Source organism: Amycolatopsis lexingtonensis, from assembly GCF_014873755.1.
In the GTDB taxonomy this organism is placed as follows: domain Bacteria; phylum Actinomycetota; class Actinomycetes; order Mycobacteriales; family Pseudonocardiaceae; genus Amycolatopsis; species Amycolatopsis lexingtonensis.
In genome coordinates this window covers 3,307,611-3,326,170 of the sequence record NZ_JADBEG010000001.1, presented here as the reverse complement: position 1 = coordinate 3,326,170, position 18,560 = coordinate 3,307,611, and the positions used below count along the sequence as shown (strand labels likewise).

Annotated in this window: 9 protein-coding genes; 4 read left to right on the top strand and 5 right to left on the bottom strand. The window is 71.3% G+C overall.

Annotation, left to right across the window (positions count from 1 at the left end; translation table 11 throughout):
- The first annotated feature begins 52 nt into the window (after positions 1 to 52).
- Positions 53 to 10,978, top strand: coding sequence for a calcium-binding protein (locus H4696_RS15050; protein ID WP_086857167.1), 10,926 nt, complete (start codon positions 53 to 55; stop codon positions 10,976 to 10,978).
- A gap of 51 nt (positions 10,979 to 11,029) precedes the next feature.
- Here the strand turns inward: H4696_RS15050 and H4696_RS15045 are convergent, their stop codons facing one another.
- Positions 11,030 to 11,917, bottom strand: coding sequence for an LLM class flavin-dependent oxidoreductase (locus tag H4696_RS15045; RefSeq protein WP_249026878.1), 888 nt, complete (start codon positions 11,915 to 11,917; stop codon positions 11,030 to 11,032).
- 31 nt (positions 11,918 to 11,948) lie between these two features.
- Here H4696_RS15045 and H4696_RS15040 point away from each other — a divergent pair, with 31 nt between their 5' ends.
- The gene (locus tag H4696_RS15040) at positions 11,949 to 12,836 is read left to right on the top strand and encodes a LysR family transcriptional regulator (RefSeq protein ID WP_338078675.1); all 888 of its coding nucleotides are present in this window, start codon (positions 11,949 to 11,951) and stop codon (positions 12,834 to 12,836) included.
- A gap of 7 nt (positions 12,837 to 12,843) precedes the next feature.
- Here the strand turns inward: H4696_RS15040 and H4696_RS15035 are convergent, their stop codons facing one another.
- The 3 genes from H4696_RS15035 to H4696_RS15025 all read right to left on the bottom strand — a co-directional run bounded on the left by H4696_RS15035 (position 12,844) and on the right by H4696_RS15025 (position 15,505).
- Positions 12,844 to 13,875, bottom strand: coding sequence for an amidohydrolase family protein (locus H4696_RS15035; protein ID WP_086857164.1), 1,032 nt, complete (start codon positions 13,873 to 13,875; stop codon positions 12,844 to 12,846).
- 22 nt (positions 13,876 to 13,897) lie between these two features.
- Positions 13,898 to 14,773 carry an NmrA family NAD(P)-binding protein gene (locus H4696_RS15030; RefSeq protein WP_086857163.1) on the bottom strand — a complete coding sequence of 292 codons (876 nt, stop codon included), beginning with the start codon at positions 14,771 to 14,773 and terminating at the stop codon, positions 13,898 to 13,900.
- A 318-nt stretch (positions 14,774 to 15,091) separates the two neighbouring features.
- Positions 15,092 to 15,505: a winged helix-turn-helix transcriptional regulator gene (locus H4696_RS15025; protein WP_086857162.1), complete on the bottom strand. Its 414-nt coding sequence runs from the start codon at positions 15,503 to 15,505 to the stop codon at positions 15,092 to 15,094.
- 154 nt (positions 15,506 to 15,659) lie between these two features.
- Here H4696_RS15025 and H4696_RS15020 point away from each other — a divergent pair, with 154 nt between their 5' ends.
- A complete protein-coding gene (locus tag H4696_RS15020; RefSeq protein WP_192783029.1) occupies positions 15,660 to 16,604 on the top strand; it encodes an NADP-dependent oxidoreductase in 945 nt (314 codons plus the stop codon).
- Between the two features lie 9 nt (positions 16,605 to 16,613).
- Here H4696_RS15020 and H4696_RS15015 read toward each other — a convergent pair whose 3' ends face one another.
- Positions 16,614 to 17,519: an oxidoreductase gene (locus tag H4696_RS15015; RefSeq protein WP_086863724.1), complete on the bottom strand. Its 906-nt coding sequence runs from the start codon at positions 17,517 to 17,519 to the stop codon at positions 16,614 to 16,616.
- Positions 17,520 to 17,636: 117 nt separating this feature from the next.
- On the opposite strand from H4696_RS15015, the gene H4696_RS15010 reads away from it, so the two are divergent.
- Positions 17,637 to 18,506 carry a helix-turn-helix transcriptional regulator gene (locus tag H4696_RS15010; protein WP_086863723.1) on the top strand — a complete coding sequence of 290 codons (870 nt, stop codon included), beginning with the start codon at positions 17,637 to 17,639 and terminating at the stop codon, positions 18,504 to 18,506.
- Positions 18,507 to 18,560 lie beyond the last annotated feature (54 nt).

The following is an 18,560-nucleotide window of genomic DNA, read 5'->3' as shown; positions in this document are numbered from 1 at the left end:
CGCCCCGTGGCGGCGCCCGGCTTCCGGGTGCCCGCGAACGTGGAGGGTGGCCATGGGCTCGAGAAGGTGGCTCGGACTGATCACGGTGTTCGCGCTGGCACTCGGCGGCAGCGTCGTAACCGCCGCTCCGGCGCACGCCGCGAGCCCCGGCGTCGGCACGCTGGTGAACGCGCTCGCCGCCCCGGCGAACAGCTTCGCCGCGTGGTCGAAGGGGCTGGGCACCCTCGGGCAGCTCGCCAAGCCGCTGCCCGCCGTACAGACCAGCCCGGGTGCCGCGCTCGGGTTCGACACCCTGGCGCAGGAGGCCTTCCACACCGGCACCAAGAAGCTCGCCGACGCCGTCGACGACGCCGACCTCGACATCGACCAGCCGATCACCCTGTCCGCCGACCGCGCCGGAACCCTGAAGACGACGCTGAGCACCGTCGGCGAGGACAAGAAGCTCGACCTGAGCCTGACGATCTCCCGGGTCCTGAACGACCAGGCCCTGAGCGTCCCGATCCCGATCGGCGACGGCACCAACGCCCCGCAGTCGGCGTTCTCCTCCCTCGGCGGGGTGCGGCTCACCGTCACCACCACGCTGAAGCTGACCCTGGTCTGGGACAAGGCACACGACAAGGCCTACTTCGTCGACGACGGCACGACCCCGGCGCTGACCGTCGACGCCGCGGCGAACTTCCCCGACGCCGACGCGATCAAGGCCGTCAAAGCTGCGGTCGGCATCCTGGGGGTGAAGCTCGAGTCCGATTCCACAGTGGACCTCAAGGCGCACTTCGCCGCCACCGTCAACGATCCCGACAACGACGGCAGGCTGGCCTTCACCAACTTCGACGGCACCGCGGGAGAACTCGCCCAGAACGGTTCCCTGGCCGGCCTGGTCAGCTTCGGCTTCGCCAGCCCGGCCGGCTCGCTGACCGGTTCGCTGCACCTGGCCGCGGCACCCGCGAGCTCGTTCTCCCTCGACCTGCCCGCGGTGGACGCGAAGATCGGCATCAGCTGGCCCGACCTCGCCACCGGCACCCCGCAGATCACGCCGCAGGGCATTTCCACGGTCGGCCCGTTCCTGAACATGACCCCGCGCGACCTCGCCACCGGCCTGGCCCAGCTGGCCACGACGCTGACGTCGATCCAGCGCGCCAAGTGGGGCGACACCGCCAGCCCGATCGGCAACCTCGACCTGCCGTTCCTCAAGGGCTCGCTGGCCGACGCGATCCAGCTCAACGAGTCGATCAAGAAGTTCCTGCAGGACAACACCAAGACCGCGGCGGACCCGGCGCAGGCGGGTGAACCGAAGTTCGTTTCCCTGCAGGAACTGCTCGACAAGCTCAACACCGCGACGGACCTGCCCGGCGGCGGCAAGATCGGCATCTCCGACGTCCACTTCCCGGCCGGCACGACCAAGCTCGACTTCAAGATCACGTTGTCCCGCCAGGCACCCGCGACGGCGATCGACCTCAACGCGGCCGCGGCGGCGGCGTCCGGCCCGGCGGGCAGCCCGGCGAAGACGACCTACACGCAGACCACCCTCAAGGACGACAACCAGAAGTGGAAGCCGGGGGAGTTCGCGGGACGGCACGTCGTCGCCGGCGCGGCCGGGGCGACGGTCGAGAACAACGACGAGCACACGCTCTTCCTCCAGGCGCCCGGCTGGACACCGGTGATCCCGGTGGCCGGCGCGCCCTACACGATTTCCGGGATGCAGGGCGACGTCGGCGTCGTCCAGCTCGGCAACGACCTCAAGACCGGCGGCCGCGGCGTGGGCGAGGCCAACGCGGTCAACGCCACCGCGAAGGTCCGGCCGTCCTACGACGCCGCCGTCACGCTCGTGCTCGACCTGCAGAACCCGACCGTGCACACCCCGCCGATCGAGCAGAAGAACCCGGACGGCAGCACGATCCTGGTCGGCGCGACGCCGACCGGGCCGGACCGGGTGCTGCTGCGCACGTCCGGCAGCCCGTCGCTGTTCACCGCGGACTTCCCGATGGACGCGGGCATCGACCTGTTCGCCAACGCCGGGTTCCTGCAGGTCGAGCTGAAGGGCACGGCACACGTCTGCCACCCGGACGCGGGCGCCGACTGCGCCGGGACCCCCGCCGCCGACGACCACATGCTCCAGGTGAAGCTCAAGGACCAGGGCGACCTGACCTTCGGCGGCGTCGTCGACAAGTTGCTGCACGACCCCGGCTCGCTGCTGGACTTCCAGGTGCACGTCCGCGGCGCGGGCGGCGTCGACGCGAGCGCGCCGGGCACGGCCGACTTCCTCAAGGGCGCCACCGCGCACGCCGGGTTCACCTGGAACGACCTGACCAAGCCCACCGGGCCCGACGGCCCGCAGTTCAGCACGAGCGACCTTTCCGAGCTGGCGAACTTCGACTTCGACCCGGCCAACCCGAAGGCGCTGTTCTCGATCATCCTCAAGACGCTCCAGACGCTCAACGCGTCGATCAGCGACGCCTCCCCGGCGGGGGCCGCGGTGTTCGGCACGAAGATCCCGCTGGTCGGCCGCTCGCTGCGGGACCTGCTGCGGGCCGACGAAGCCGGCTCCGGCCCGAAGGTGACCTACGGCGCCAACTCCGTGAAGGACGCCGCGCGCAGCGTCGAAAAGGGCAACGCGTTCCCGCAGACCCTCGTCGGGCGCACCGTCGTCGCCGGGACCCAGGTCGGCATCGTCGGCAGCGTCACGGCGGACACCCTCGTGCTGGCCGGGCCGTGGGCCAGTCAGCCGGCACCCTCGACGGCGTACGTGATCCGGTCCGAACTGGACGACGTCATCTCGATGCTGGAAGCCGCCCCGTCGGACAACCTGCAGCGGCTGGTGCAGACGGTCAACGAGCGGTTCAAGGGCAGCGTGCCGGTGCAGTTCGAGTACGCCGAGCCCGCCGGAACGCCGTCGCTGATCATCCGGCTGGACTGGAAACGCGCCTACCACACCAGCACGCCGGTGCAGTTCGACTTCAGCCTGCCCGCGGGCAACCAGCGCGTCGCCGGCGTGCAGGGCGACGGCTCCGTGTCGCTCGGGGTCGGCGGCGAGGTCAAGATGGGCCTGGTCGTCCCGCTGGCGCCCGGGCCCGGCCCGGCCGACGCGAACGCGTTGCGCGTGCTCGACGACTCGTCGATCGGCGTCAAGCTCGACGCCGCCGTCGAGAACGCCACTATCGCCACCACCCTCGGCCCGCTGACCGTCTCGCTCGGCGACCCGAAGTCCGCGGACAAGGCGACCGCGAAGGCGTCCTACTCGCTCGACCTGGCCAAGAGCGGCGGCACCGGCGCGCCGGTCACGTTCGCCGAGTTCGCCGGGGCGGTCGGGCCGTCGATCAACGCCGCGAGCACGGCGGTGAACTGCGGCCTCGACGGCAGCACGCCACTGGCCCTGTGCGCCAAATTGCCGCTGTACATCAGCGAAGACGGCGGCGCGACCTACACCAAGGTGATCACCGACGAGACCAAGGCGAACGACTTCGCGTTGCGCCTGCCCAAGTCGACGACGCCGGACGACTACTTCAACCTCGGCGGCGCTGCCATCGACGGCCATCCACGGCTGGAAACGCCGGATCCGACGTTGCTGGGCCAGGAGCTGGCCAAGCGGCTCATCGACTTCGGCCGGCTCGACGGCCTCGACAGCTACCTCAACCTGGCGGAGCAGGCGCTCAACACCGCCAGCTTCGGCGGCAAGCTGCCGCTGCTCGGCGACGACCTCCAGCAGGGCGCGGACTTCATCGGCAAGCTGCGCACGGCGATCCACACCGCACTGGCCCAGCTGCCCGCGGACGGCCACTTCACCGACATGGCCGCGGTGCGCGGCTGGGTGAACGACCAGCTCGCCGCCAAGCTCGCCGCCGCGGGCCTGAACCCGGACACCGTCACCGTCGACACCTTGTGCAAGACGCGGCTGGGCACCGTCGGCGCCCCGACGGTCAAGCTGCACGACGGCGCCACCGCGGCGGACAAGACCTACCGGTACGTCGTCGCCTCCTACGCGACGATCAACGGGGAGAAGAAGCAGGCCAAGGCGAGCGACCCGGGCTCGATCACGAACGGTCCGGCCGCACTGTCCACAACGGACTCCCTCGACATCTCGTGGGAACCGGTCGACAGCGCTTCGGGGTACCTGGTGTTCCGTGAGGAAGGCGGCGTCTTCAAGCTCATCGCCGACGTCACCGACACCAAGACCACCGACACCGGTGCCGCCGCCATCGGCGGGGCACCGGAGAACCCGGCCGAGAACCCGCAGCCGCACGACTGCGCGTATAACGACCTCGACGCCGTGACCATCAGCCTCAACGTCAGCCAAGGCGACTTCAGCGGCGACCTGCTCAACTGCGCCGGGCTGCCGGCGGGCCACGAATGCCTGAAGAAGTCCGTGCCGCTGGACCTGGGCATCCCCGGGTTCTCGCTCAAGGCCGACGGCGGAGCGGGCCCCGAGGTCCAGCTCGGCTGGCGGCTGCACCTGGCCATGGGCATCAGCCGCAGCGAAGGGTTCTTCGTCAACACCAAGGATTCCGCGCAGCCGGAGTTCGCGGTCGGGCTGAACGTCACCCTGCCGCAGAAGATCAACGCGCAGCTGGCGTTCATCAACATCACCGCGGAGAACTGCACCAAGGACCTGAGCGCGGACGACTGCAACGGGGCGGCCGCGCCCCCGGCCAACGGCGTCCTGCCGCTGTTCGGCGGCGCGTTCAAGATCGACCTGATCGCCCCGGACGACCCGACCAACGGCCGGCTGCACCTGACCGACCTGCAGAACGCCGGGCTGGACCGGCTCGCCGACGTCAAGCTGCACGCGAGCGCGGACATCAACTGGCTGCTCAAGGCGCGGCCGGGCGACGACGCCGGGTTCCCGGGCATCCAGGCGAACTTCCGGCTGCACTGGGCGTGGAACAACGTCAAGCCGGGCACCAACTCGGCCGACGCCGGCAACAACCCGCTGACGCTGGCCTTCGACAAGGTCGCCATCGACAGCGGGGAGATCTTCGGCAAGATCCTCGGCCCGATCGTGAACAAGGTCAAGCAGGTGACCGGCCCGCTCGACCCGGTGATCAAGACGCTGTACGCGCCGATCCCGGTGCTGTCGGACCTGTCGCACCTGGCCGGCGGCGGCGACGTCACGCTCGTCTCCCTCGGCAAGGCGTTCACCACGATCGCCGGTGGCCCGGACCTGAAGTTCGTCGACACGATCGCCGGGATCGTCAACTTCATCAACAACTTCCCGACGTGCACGACCAAGTGCCTCATCCCGCTCGGGTCGTTCGAACTGGGCGGCCAGCAGGCCCTGGACACCACCGCGACACCCGACAACACCGAAAGCCTGATCAGCAGCAAGAAGGACGCCGGGGGCGGCACCACTTTCGCGCCGCTGCTCGACACGATCAACGGCAAGAACTCCAACGCGAAGTCGGTCAACCCGATGACCACCCAGGCGTCGGCGGCCGGGTTCAGCTTCCCGGTGTTCGAGAAGCCCGCCTCGCTGTTCAACGTGCTGCTCGGCGGCGACGTCGACCTGGTCAAGTTCGACTCCGGGCCGCTGCGCCTCGGCTTCGACTGGCGCCAGCAGTTCGGGCCGGTGTACGCGCCGCCGCCGGTGGTGATCACCCTGCACGGCTCGGCGACGGTGTCGCTGCGGATCGTCGCCGGCTTCGACACCTACGGCATCCGCAAGGCGTTCGAGGCGGCCCGCGCGGGCAACCTCGACCTCGGCACCATCGGCAACGCGTTCCTGCAGAGCTTGTTCTTCTACACCACGGAAAACGGCAAGCCGATCCCGGTCGTGTCCTTCACGGGCGAGATCGCGGCCGGCGCCGCCGTCACGGCCGTGATCATCACGGTCGGCATCGAGGGCGGGCTCGGGCTCACCGTGTCCTTCCTGTGGAACGACCCCAACCACGACGGGAAGTTCCGGATAACCGAGTTCCTGCAAACCGCGTTGAACAACCCGATCTGCCTGTTCACCGTGTCCGGGCGGCTCTACGTCTTCCTCAAGCTGTACGTGACGGTCGGGTTCGGCCCGTTCTCGGTGTCGTTCAGCTTCACGATCGTCGACGTCACGCTGCTCGACTTCACCGCGACACCGAACTGCACGCCACCACCACCGAAGCTCGGCGGGCTGAGCGGCGACGGGAAGACCTTGGTCGTGTACGCGGGCGCGCTCGGCCACACCGCGCAACGCGGCGGCGGCACGGGTGACCCGTACGAGTCGGACAAGCAGGAGAAGGAGACCGTCAAGATCACCTCGCTGCACGACTACGCCAACCCGGCGAACCCGGCGTTCACCGGCGTGGCCGTGGACATGCTCGGCATCCGGCGCGAGTTCCGGAACCCGAACATCGAGCGGGTCGTCGTCGACGGCCGAAACTACGGCAAGCCGATGAGCGTCACGTTCATCGGGGACGCCAAGGCCGACACCACCAAGACCGGCCCACCGCCGCCGACCGCGCAGTTCGACCGCGACGCGATCGTCTTCGGCGGCAAGGTGAACGACCAGATCAAGACCGGCATCGGCAACTCCTGGGTCGACGGCGGGGCCGGGGACGACACCATCGTCACCGGCGACCGGACCGTGCTCGCCGCGAACAAGACGAGCTACGCCCGCGACGACGCGAAGGCCCGCGTCGCGGGTGGCCCCGGCGTCGACAGCATCACGGTCGGCAACGGCGTGGACGTCGTCGCGGGCGACTCGAGCCTCGGCGCGCCCCCGGTGACGTCGATCGGGCTCAAGGAGCTGCCGAACGACGGCCGCGACGGCGGCGATCCCCTCGCCGACGGCACGGGTGGGCCGACCGTCACCGTGCCGAACTGGGCGCTCCTGCCCGACCCGGCTGGCGGCACCGGGACCGGCGACGGCGGCGACACGATCAAGGTCGGGCTCGCGAAGTCGACGGCGTTCGGCAACGGCGGCGACGACACGCTCGGCGTCACCGCCGACGATCCGCTGAAGGATGTGCCCACCTACCCGCAGGCGCTGTTCGTCTCGCAAGGCGCGACGCTCGTCGGCGGGGACGGCAGCGACCGGTTCGCCGGTGGCACCGGGCCGGACAAGATCTACCCGGCCGGCCAGGTCGACCCCGGTGTCGACGGCTACGGCTCCGACGACGCCAACACCACCGGCGGCCCGGTGGGCGGGCCGATCAACACCGTCGACACCGGCAGCGGCAACGACACGGTGTACGGCGGCAAGGGCCAGGACCGCGTCACCGGCCACTCCACCAAGGACCAGCACGACGACTTCCGCGGTGGCGGCGGCAACGACATCCTGTTCGGCGGGTACGGGCCCGACACGCTCTACGGCGGGCCGGACGACGACTACGTCATCGCCGAACCGTCCACTCTGGACTTCCCGAACCCGGGGACGACCGACGGCTTCGGGCCCTTCTACGTCGTCACGCACACCCCGCTGCCGTCGGGGGTGACCCCGTCGCACAAGACACTGGTCGGCGGCCTCGGCTTCGACCACGTCATCGGCGGTGACGGCGGCGCCGACGTCTACGGCGACAAGCAGACGACGCCGTGCAAGGCGGGTGCGCCGATCCCGTCGACCCCGGTCGACGAGTCGGTGGACGACCCGCTCGACGGCAACGACCGGATCATCGGCGGCGCCGGCGTGGAGAACGTGCGCGCGGGCGGCGGGGACGACAACGTCGACGCCGAAGCGGCGGACGACCTGGTGTGCGGCGAGAAGGGCAAGGACGCGCTGCACGGCGGCCGCGACGCGGACCAGGTCTGGGGCGGCTCGGGCGACGACGCCGTCTACGGTGACTCCGGGGCGGACACCCTCTACGGCAACGACGGCGTCGACACGATGTTCGGCGGCGACGACCCCGACACGATCGAGGGCAACGACGGGACGGACTGGGTCTCCGGTGGCCTGGCCGGCGACACGATCGTCGGCGGCACCCGGGCGGCCGGGCAGCCCGACGACGCCGACCAGCTGTTCGGCGACAGCGGCCCCGACACGATCATCGGCGACAACGGTGATCCGCTGGTGGCAGGCGGGCCGGTGTTCGACCTGGCCAGTACCGACCCGGCGCTGGGCGGCGGCGACACGATCTCCGGCGGGTTCGACAACGACGCCCTGTTCGGCGGGCTGGAGAACGACACGGTCTTCGGCGGGAAGGACCCCGATCGCATCGAAGGCAACCCGGGCGCCGACAAGCTGAACGGCGAGGCGGACGCCGACGACATCATCGGCGGCAGCCACCAGACGCCGGGCGACCCGGCGGTCAAGAACGCGGCCGGTTACCCCGACGCGGGCGACACGATCTCCGGCGGCGACGCCGACGACGTGATCACCGGCGACAACGCGACGATCACCGGCACGGGCGGCGGCGACACCGGCGACCCGGTCACCCGGGGCCGCGGGCTGTCGGCCGGACGGCACGTGGTGCTGTTCGACCTCGGCTACACGCCGGCGGCGGGCACGTCCGGTGGAGACTCCATCTATGGCGGCGAGGCCGCGGACGTCATCTACGCCCAGGGCGGCACGGACACCGTGCACGGCGACGCCGGGGACGACTACGCGGAAGGCGACCAGGACGCGGACAAGCTGTTCGGCGAGGCCGGGCAGGACGACCTCGTCGGCGGCTCCTCGTACGTCGAATCAGGCACCGGCCAGGGCACCGCGGGCCAGCTCGACACCGGGGACACCATTTCCGGTGGCGACGACGCCGACCTGATCACCGGCGACAACGCCCTGCTCACCCGGGACGCGGGCCTGCCGAAGAGCCCGATCACGCAGGGCCGCTTCGATTCCGACGCGCAGGGCGCACCGGGAATGGTCCAGCGCAGCCTCCAGCTGTACGACCTGGGCGACGGACCGGTGCCGAACACTTCGGGCGGTGACGACATCACCGGGGACAACGGCTGCGACGCGATCCTCGGCCAGTCCGGCAACGACCGGATCAAGGGCAACGCCGACGGCGACTACGCCGAAGGCGGGCCCGGCCGGGACTGGCTCGAGGGCAACGGCGGCGACGACGACCTCGTCGGCGGCAGCTCGGTCATCTTCGGGACCGACACCGCGCTGACCACGCAGGGCCAGCCGGACGCCGGGGACGCCGTCTTCGGTGGCACGGGTGACGACGTGGTGCTCGGCGACAACGCGATCACCGACCGGATCGCGCCGCCGTCGCCGTACCTGCTCCGCGTCGGCAGCAACGGGACGTTCGAGACGCAACGTTCGCTGCGGCTGCTGGATCTCTCGTGGAGCAACGGGTTCCTCGGTGCGCCGACGCGTCCGGTGGCAGGCGGGGACCAGCTCTCCGGTGGTGGCGGCGTCGACGTCGTGTTCGGCCAGGACGGCGACGACCAGATCTCCGGCGGTGCGAACGACGACTACGCCGAGGGCAACGGCGGGCACGACACGATGTTCGGCGACCGGACCCTGGCCGAAGCCGGGATCCCGATCACGCCGCCGAACCCGGCGTGGCCGGGCACGGCGTCGGGCGACCTCGGCGACGTCTCCGCGCCGAACGGGCAGGACGACCTGCTCGGCGGCAGCTCGCTGGCGGTCTTCCGCGACACGGCCGACGACGTACACGGCGACGGCGCCGCCGACTTCATCCTCGGCGACGGCGGCACCGCGGTGCGGGACATCGTGGACCAGACCGGGAAGCCGGTGGCACTCGGCGACGACCTGTCGAAGGTCTCGCTGCCGCTGACCAACCGGATCTACGCCAAGCGTTACCCGGCGACCCCGCCGACCGGTGCGGCGTTCGTCCGCCACGGCGCGAACGGGGCTCCGACCCGCTTCTGCACCACCACGCAGGCCACGTGCGAGGCGCCCGGCGCTTCCGGCGGGGACAACCTGTGGGGCGACGCCGGGGAGGACACGCTGTACGGCCAGGACGGCAACGACCTGATGTACGGCGACACCGGCACGGCGACGGCTCCGGGTGACGGCGCCGACGACATGTACGGCGAGCTCGGCGACGACCGGATGTGGGGCACCGGCGGCGACGACGCCATGGTCGGCGACCGCGGCGGCATCGTCGACGTGTACCAGAACGGGTCGAACAAGTTCGTCATCGACAACACCCAGGTGCCCGCGATCCACTACGAGGGCTTCCTGGCCGGCTCGGTCACGCGGCAGGTCGACCTGCAGCACGACGTCAACGGCGACGCGTTCGCCGCACCCGGCACCGCTCCGGCGATGCCGCACCGCGGCGACCTCGAAGGCGGCACCGACCGCATCCGCGGCGGCGACGACCACGACTCGATCCACGGCGGCTTCGGCGACGACCTGGCCAACGGAGATTCGGGCGGGGACAACGTCTTCGGTGACGACGGCGCGGACGTGCTGTGGGGCGGCAAGGGCGGCACCGACGCGGCCAACCCGAACGACCGCGGCACAGGCGACTCGCTCGTCGACTACGTGCTCGGCGGCAAGGGCGCGACGACCGGCCCGTCGGTCGACCCGAACACCGGCGCGCTGGGTTCGGACATCATCGACTGGCGCCCGCGCGGCACGTACGGCGCACCGGGATCGTCGACGTGCTCGGCGAACCCGTGGCCGCAGACGTTCGGCAACGGCAAGACCGCGGTCACGGTGGACCCGTGCTCGTGGTTCGAAATGACGAACCTCGACAACGCCGACGTCGCGGACAACCAGCACCACCAGGGCATCGACTGGATCTACGGCGGCTGGGACCGGGACGTACTGCAGGCCGACGTGGCCGACAACGGCCCCAACCTCGGCGACCGCCTGCTCGACTGGGGCGGGGCGTACAACCTGTACACGCACTGCAATGCGGCGTACGGCGGGTACAACGACGTCCGGCAGTGGAGCCCGACGCAGCAGGACTTCCTGCAGCGGTGGGCATACTCCCTGGGCGCCGGCCAGGGCGCGGCGGACGTGACGACGGCGGGCACGTCGGCGTTCGACGAGCTGGCGCTGGTGTACCAGGCGGACCTGCAGGACCACGGGTCCGGACCGGCGTTCCCGACCACGCCGGGTCACTTCGACAACCCGAACGCCTGCGCACCCTGAGCGGAGGCCGACCACGAGCGGGCGCCCGGAATCCGGGCGCCCGCTCGTGTTTTACGTGAGCAGGTCGAGGGTGCGGCTCCGTTCGTTGAGGGGTACGACGATCAGGTCGGTTACGCCGGCGTCTTCGTAGCGCTTCACCGCGTCCGTCACGGTGGTCTCGTCGCCGATGACGAGCGTGTCGGCGGGGCCGGCCAGCCCCGCGCGGTCGAGTGAGGCGCGGTAGGCGGGCAGCTGCCCGACGGCCGTGAGCTGCTCGGCGAATTCGGCGCGGGCCCGGTCGGGGTCCGGGCTCAGCAAGGTGACGGCCTGAGCGACGATGCGCGCGCCGGGGGCGGTGCGCGGGGCGATGTGCCCGGCCACCATGTCCGGCGTGACCCAGGCGGCGGCCACCCCGTCGGCGAGGTCGTGGGCCAGTTCGAGCATGCGGGGCCCGAGCGCCGACAGCAGGAGGCTGGGCGCCGGGGCGGTGATGTCGAGCCGGGTGTCGACGGTGAAGAACTCGCCGTCGAACCGGACGGCTTGGCCGGCCAGCAGGGGACGCAACACGGTCAGGTACTCGCGGGTGTGCCGCAGCGGGGAAGTGTAGGGCAGGCCGAGCTGGTCCTTGACGTACCAGGCGTGGCTGGGGCCGACGCCCAGGGTGAGACCGCCGGCGGCGGCTTGGAGGGTGAGTGCTTCGGTCGCCGTGGTGACGGGGTGGCGCGGGTAGGTGGCGACGATCGCCGTCCCGACCTCGGCCGGCCGTTCGCGGAGGGCGGCCAGCAGGGTGAGCGGGTCCCAGCCGCCGGGGTTCTGGTTGGTCCAGAAGGCGGCGAGGCCGCGGTCGGCGGCGTCGGCCGCGGCGGCCACCACCTCGGCCGGGGACGGGGGACTGATCAAACCGGTGCCGATGTGCATGCCTTCATCCCAGTCGCCGGAATACCGCGGAACCAGATCCACTTGGACTGCTCAGCGATCACTTTTTGTCATCGTGCTGTCCGGAGGAACCGTGGAACTGCGCGCGCTGAAGTACTTCGTGACCGTCGCCGAGGAACTGCACTTCGGCCGGGCCGCGGAGCGGCTCAACATCGTGCAGCCGGCCGTCAGCCACCAGATCGCGCGGCTCGAACGGGACCTCGGCACCCGGCTGTTCGACCGTTCCCCGCGGCACGTCCGGCTCACGCCCGCGGGGGAGCGCGTGCTGGCGGCGGCCCAGGAGACGCTCGCCGCGGCGGCCCGCGTGCGCGTGGTCGCGGGGGAGCCCGCTTCGCACGTGCGGATCGGGGTCGCCCCCGGCCTGACCGCGCGGCTGGAGCGCGCCGCGCAGCTCCTGCTCGACCAGGACCAGCCCGCCCAGGTTTCGCTGGTGGACCTGCCGGTTCCCGCGCGGCTCGCGGCGGTCCGGGGCGGCGAGCTGGACCTGGCGCTGGTCCGCGGCCCGGTGGAGCCGGACGGCGTCCGCGTGGTGCGCGCGTGGTCCGAGCCGCTGCTGGCCGTGGTGTCCGACGAGCACCCGGTGGCCGGACGGCCGGTGGCCCGCCCGGCCGACCTGGACCGCGCCGCCCTCCGGTTGCCCGCGCGGGCGGAGGACCCGCCGTGGCACGACGCGGTGACCTCGGCGTTGCACCAGGCCGGCCGCGGATCGACCGGCCGCTCGGCCGGCTCGGTCCTCACCGTCCTCATCGAGGTCGGCGGCGGGCACGGCGCCTGGACGCTGCTGACCGCGGACCAGCTGACCGGGTTCGCCGCGCGCCGGGTCCGGGCGCTGCCGCTCGACCCGCCGCTGAGCATCGACGGGAACATCGTCGCTTCGCTGCGGACTCCGGACGTCTGCGTGTCCTCGTTCGTCCGGGCGTTGGCGGACACCCCGGAGCCGTGACGGGCGCTTACGCGCCGTTCAGCCGGAAGAGACGTTCCGCGTTGCGGTGGGTGATGTTCTCCCGTTCCTCGGCCGTCAGGTCGAGTCCGGCGAGGAACTCCCGCGTGCCGTCGAGGTGCAGGAACGGGTAGTCGGTCGACCAGATCACCCGGTCGAGCCCCACCACGGCACGGACGAAGTCGAACTGGGGGCGGTGGAACATCCCGCTCGGGGTGACCCAGACGTTCGAGCGGTAGACCTCGGTGATCGTCCGCGACAGCCCGGTGTCGCCCGGCGAAAGGACGTCGTCCAGACGGCTGAGGTAGAAGGGCACCATCTCACCCCAGTGGCCGCTGATGACCTGCAGGCCGGGGAGGCGTTCGAAGACGCCGGCGAGGATGAGCCGCAGGACGTGGATCCCGGCTTCGTGGTGCCAGCCCCACGCGCTCAGCGAGAGCTCCGCGGTCACCTTTTCGCTGAACCCCGCGTAGTAGGCCTGCTGGACCTGCGGGACCGGGTGGAACGGGTGCACGTAGAGCGGCACCCCTCGCGCGGCGATGCGGTCGAGGACGGGCAGGTAGGCGGGATCGTCGAGGAACCCGGCACCGGGCCGCCCCAGGATCAGCACCCCGCGCAGGCCGAGGCCCACGGCGCGATCGAGTTCGTCCGCGGCGGCGGCCGGCTGCTGCCACGGCAGCGCCGCGAGCCCCTGGAGCCGATCGGGGTGCTCGGCGACCGCCTTGGCGAGCCGGTCGTTGGCCGACCGGCACAGGGCGAGCGCCTGGTCGTCGGGGACCAGCTGGATCGGGCTGGTCCAGGAAACGATCTGCGTGTCGATGCCGTGCTCGTCCATCCGCCGGACGCGGTCCGGCCCCAGGTCGGTCCCGAGCCGGATCGCTTCGTGGATGTCGACGGCGGGGTGCCGGCCGGGACCCGGCCGCACGGGGGAAGAACTGGAGCTCTGCATGCGCAGGTAGGGCGCTTCCCGGTCCAGGACCGGGCGGGCCGCTTCGGCGATCGGAGGGTCGATCGCGTGCTCTTCGATACAGATCAAGGTCATGGCTGATTCCTCTGTGTGCCAGTTATTCGGCCACGGCCGGCTTGACGGTTTCCTCGGCGAATTCACGGAACGTGGTGGGCGTGGTGTTCCCGGGGGTGCGCGGGATGGCGTTGTTGATGCCGCGTTCGCCGGCGACGTCCATGTCCATCATGGACTGTGCCATGGCTTCGGAGACGCCGCGGCCGGTGAGAAACCCTTTGAGGGCAGCGCGTTCGGCCGGCTGGTACCGGATGGGCGTGGCGAGGACGTCGGTGAGGATTTCGGCGACGTCGTGGTGGGAGAGGTCCTCGCCGCCGAGGGTCTCGACCGAGTCCTGCCCGGTCCAGGTGCGGTCGAGGAGGTATTCGGCGGCGAGCGCGGCGATGTCCTTCGTGGCGATCCAGGGCATCCGGAACCCGGCGGGGAGGGTGCCCGAAATGACGCCGTCCTTGATCGTGGCCGTCTGCCGGAGGATGTTGTCCATGAACGTGGGCAGGGCGAGCGCGCGCACGTGCGCGCCGGTGCTGCGGAACAGGTCCTCCATCGCGTGGGACGCGGAGATGTGGCCGGCGTAGATCTGCGAGCCGCGCCCGAGCGCGGAGACGACCACGATGCGCGGCACGGCGTGGCGGACGACGGCGTCGGCGCCCGGGATGGAGGCGGTCACGTACGCCTCGTAGGGACTGCTCGCCGTCCCGGCCGCCGGCATGAGCCAGAACAGCGCGTCGGCGCCGTCGAGGGCGCGGTCCAAGACGTCGGGGTCGCGGTGCGACCCGGCGACGATCTCGGCTCGCTCCCGCACTTCGGCGGGCAGCTTGGCGGGGTCGCGGACGACGAGGCGGACCGGTTCTGGCCGGCGTAGCAGGGCGGCGACGAGCTTGCTGCCGATCTGCCCGGTGGGGGCGGTGATCGTGATCATGGATGACGGCTCCTGTCAGCGGGGTTCAGAAGTAAACTCAACTGTACCGTATACTTCTGGGTGCTGCCGGTGCTGAACCGGGAAGCCGCTACACCCGGCTAGTGCCTGTATCGAAATCGTTCAGAGCCGTTCGGCGACCGTGGCCCCGTCTCCTAGGCGCAGGATTGCCGTGAGCGTGATCCCGGATTTCGGCAGACCGTCCACGCCCCGCCCGCCGCGCTGCCGCCGTGTTCGCCAGGTCAAAGGTCTTGAATGACTCATTCAGGACCTCCGAGGACCTGAATGAGTCATTCAAGACGTCGGCGGACCACCCGCCGGCTATTCGCCGGCTTCCGCGGCGGACGGCTCGCTTTCGCTTTCGCAGGAAGCGGCCGACGTTCCGGCGTTGTCGATGTTGTCCTCGACCCAGCTGCGCAGCATCCGCAGCGGCACGGCCGCGCTCTTTCCGAGCGGGGTGAGCGAGTACTCGACGTGCAGGGGGACCGCGGGGTAGACCGTGCGATCGACCAGGCCGAACTCCGCCAGGCGCCGCAAAGTCTGGGTCAGTACCTTCGGGCTGACGCCCTGCAGGTGCCGCTGCAGCTCGCCGAACCGCCGCGGACCGTCCTCGAGTGCGCCGATGGCCAGCGCGGACCACTTGTTCGCCAGCAGGTCCAGCATCGCCCGGCACGGGCACTGCGCGGCGTAGACGTCGTGGTCGGAGTGCTGTCCGGTCAGGCAAACGGTGGTCATGCGAGCCTCTCACCTCGATACTTCCCGATGGGAAGTTCTATCCCTTGCGGGTAACTATATCCCCGGGGATACGTTGCCGGAGTCCCGGGAAAGACCACCTTCCGGCCTTTCCCAAGAAGCAGATCCAAGGAGAGAACCCGTGTCCGACGCCTCGATGCGCGCCGTCGTCCAGCACACCTTCGGCGGTCCCGGCGTGCTTTCGGTGGAGCGCGTGCCCCGCCCCGAACCGCTGCCGACCGAGGTCCGGGTCAAGGTGCACGCCGCCGGGATCAACCCGGTGGACTGGAAGACCCGGGCCGGGACCGGCATGGCCGGCGTCGTCGGCGAGCCGCCGTTCGTCCTGGGCTGGGACGTCTCGGGTGTGGTCGAGAAGGTCGGCTTCGGTGTCACGACGTTGCGGGAAGGCGACGAGGTCTACGGCATGCCGTGGTTCCCGCGGGCGGCCGGCGGCTACGCCGAGTACGTCACCGCCCCGGCGCGGCAGTTCGCCCGCAAGCCGTCGAACATCAGCCACGAGCAGGCCGCGGCGGTGCCGCTGGCCGCGCTCACCGCGTGGCAGGCCCTGGTGGACACCGCACACGTCCAGGCCGGACAGCGGGTCCTGATCCACGCCGCGGCCGGCGGCGTCGGGCACCTGGCGGTCCAGTTCGCCAAGCACCTCGGCGCCCACGTGCTCGGGACCGCCCGGGCCGCCCGCCACGACTGGCTCACCAAGCTCGGCGCGGACGAGCTGATCGACTACACGGCGGTCCGCTTCGAGGACGCGGCCTCCGACGTCGACGTCGTGCTCGACCTGGTCGGCGGCGACACCGGTACGCGGTCGCTGGACGTGCTGCGCCCGGATGGGTTGCTGGTCGCCGTGCCGTCCGGTGTGTCGCCCGAGCTGGCCGCCGCGGCCGAGGCGAAGGGCATGCGGGTGACGCCGTTCCTGGTCGAGCCGGACGGCCCCGCGCTCACCACCATCGGCGGGCTGATCGACTCCGGCGAGGTGGCGGTGGAGGTCGAAGAGGTGTTCCCGCTCGAGCAGGCCGCCGCGGCCCACGTGCGTGGTGAGTCCAACCGCACCCGCGGCAAGCTCGTCCTGCGCGTCGCGTCCTGAACGGCAGCTTCAGAGATAGCTGAGGCCGGTCAGCCGCTCGGCCGCTGCCCAGAGCTGCCTGCCGATGCCGGGGTCGGCCGCGTCCCGGCTGAGGCGGGCCTCCGTGACGCGGCCGCGTGTCTCGCCGAGCCCGGCCGGCCCGAAGAACTGGCCACCCCGCACGCCGGCCGCCGTCGCGGCGTACAACTGCGGCAGCGCACCCTGTTCGACCGGCTGGGTGGCCAGCAGGCCGATCCGCGCGATCATCTTTCCCGGCCGGCCGCGGTGTTCCCAGGCGCGCGGGGTCAGGTTGGTCCGGGTGATCCCGGGATGGGCCAGCACGCTGAGGACGGGTGATCCGGCGGACCGCAGGCGGCGGTCCAGCTCGAGGCCGAAGATCGTGGTGGCGAGCTTGGACCGGCCGTAGGCGGTGGCGGCCCGGTAGCCGTGTTCGAACATCAGGTCGTCGAAGTCGAGGTGCGCGTTCTTGTGGGTGATCGAGCTGAGGCTGACCACCCGGGCTTCCCGCGCCGCGGCGAGGTTTTCGAGCAGCAGGCCGGTCAGGGCGAAGTGGCCCAGCACGTTGGTGGCGAACTGCAGCTCGAAGCCGTCGGCCGAGGTGCGGCGCGGGCCGAGCAGGACCACGCCGGCGTTGTTGACCAGCAGGTCGATCGCCGGGTGGTCGACGGCCAGCTTGGCGGCGAACGCGCGCACCGAGTCGAGGGAAGCCAGGTCCAGCTCGCGGACCTCGGTGCCGCCGTCGATCCGGCGGGCGGCCCGCTCGCCGGCGGCGGTGTCGCGGACGGCGAGGACGACGTGGGCGCCGCGGCGGGCCAGTTCGGTGGCGGTGACCAGGCCGAGGCCCGAGTTCGCGCCGGTCACGACGGCGACGCGGCCGTGCTGGTCGGGGATGCGGTCGGCGGTCCAGCCGGTCATCTGCTGCTCCTGGAGGTCGTCGGTGCGTTCTGCCGACGACGTTAGGAGTGGTCCGGGCGATCTCGGTGGGTCTGCCAGACCTACCTTGGGCACCTGCGGAACAGACACACTGGTGGCATGAGCAGTCCGCATCCCTACGCCCGCGAGCTCGGGGAATTCCTGCGTGCCCGGCGCACCCGGCTGCGTCCGCACGACGTCGGCCTGGAGCCGGGCGGGCGGCGCAAGGTCACCGGGCTGCGGCGCGAGGAACTGGCGCTGCTGGCCGGGCTGAGCACCGACTACTACCAGCGGATCGAGCAGGGCCGCGAGGTCCGCCCGTCCGACGACGTCCTGGCGGCGCTCGCCGGCGCGCTCGGCCTCGGCGACGAGGAACGCCGGCACCTGTTCGCACTGGGCCGCGCCGCCCGCCGGCCGGTGCCCGCCCCGGTGGGTCGCGGGCCGGAGCGGGTGCCGGAGGGCACCCGGCGGCTGCTGCGGGTGACCGACACCCCGGCGCTCGTCCTCGGCAGGCACCTCGACCTGCTCGACTGGAACCCGATGGCCGAGGCGCTGCTCGGCGACCCGCAGGGTCTCCCGCCGGACCGGCTCAACATGCTCCTGCTGCTGTTCGACGACGAGCGGACCGGCCGGCGGACCTGCCCGGACTGGGAGAAGCAGGCGCTGGACTACATCGGCATGCTGCGCGCCGCCGTCGCCACCGACCCCGCCCACCCCCGCGCCGCCGCGATCGTCGGCGAGCTGAGCATCCGCAGCGCCGAGTTCCGGCGGTTGTGGGCCCGCCACGACGTCCGCGAGTCGGTGCGCGGCACCAAGATCTTCCACGTTCCCGAGGTGGGCGACATCCGCCTGGACTGGGACACCTATCCGCTGCCCGGCAACCCGGGACCGGTGATGCTGGTGTACACGGCCGAGCCGGGCAGCCCCGACGCGGACCGGCTGCGGCTTTTGGCGTCGTTGCACGCGTCCCGCGCTTCCCGATCAAGGTGAGCCATTACGGTTGGCGCGTGATCGACATGGTGGTGCGCGGTGAGTTGACCGCCT

What these genes read in the sequence shown, in the direction of transcription:
- H4696_RS15050 (WP_086857167.1), top strand. Translation starts at nt 53, where the DNA reads ATGGGCTCGAGAAGGTGGCTCGGACTGATCACGGTGTTCGCGCTGGCA.
- H4696_RS15035 (WP_086857164.1), bottom strand. Translation starts at nt 13,875, where the DNA reads ATGACCTTGATCTGTATCGAAGAGCACGCGATCGACCCTCCGATCGCC.
- H4696_RS15030 (WP_086857163.1), bottom strand. Translation starts at nt 14,773, where the DNA reads ATGATCACGATCACCGCCCCCACCGGGCAGATCGGCAGCAAGCTCGTC.
- H4696_RS15025 (WP_086857162.1), bottom strand. Translation starts at nt 15,505, where the DNA reads ATGACCACCGTTTGCCTGACCGGACAGCACTCCGACCACGACGTCTAC.
- H4696_RS15020 (WP_192783029.1), top strand. Translation starts at nt 15,660, where the DNA reads ATGCGCGCCGTCGTCCAGCACACCTTCGGCGGTCCCGGCGTGCTTTCG.
- H4696_RS15015 (WP_086863724.1), bottom strand. Translation starts at nt 17,519, where the DNA reads ATGACCGGCTGGACCGCCGACCGCATCCCCGACCAGCACGGCCGCGTC.
- H4696_RS15010 (WP_086863723.1), top strand. Translation starts at nt 17,637, where the DNA reads ATGAGCAGTCCGCATCCCTACGCCCGCGAGCTCGGGGAATTCCTGCGT.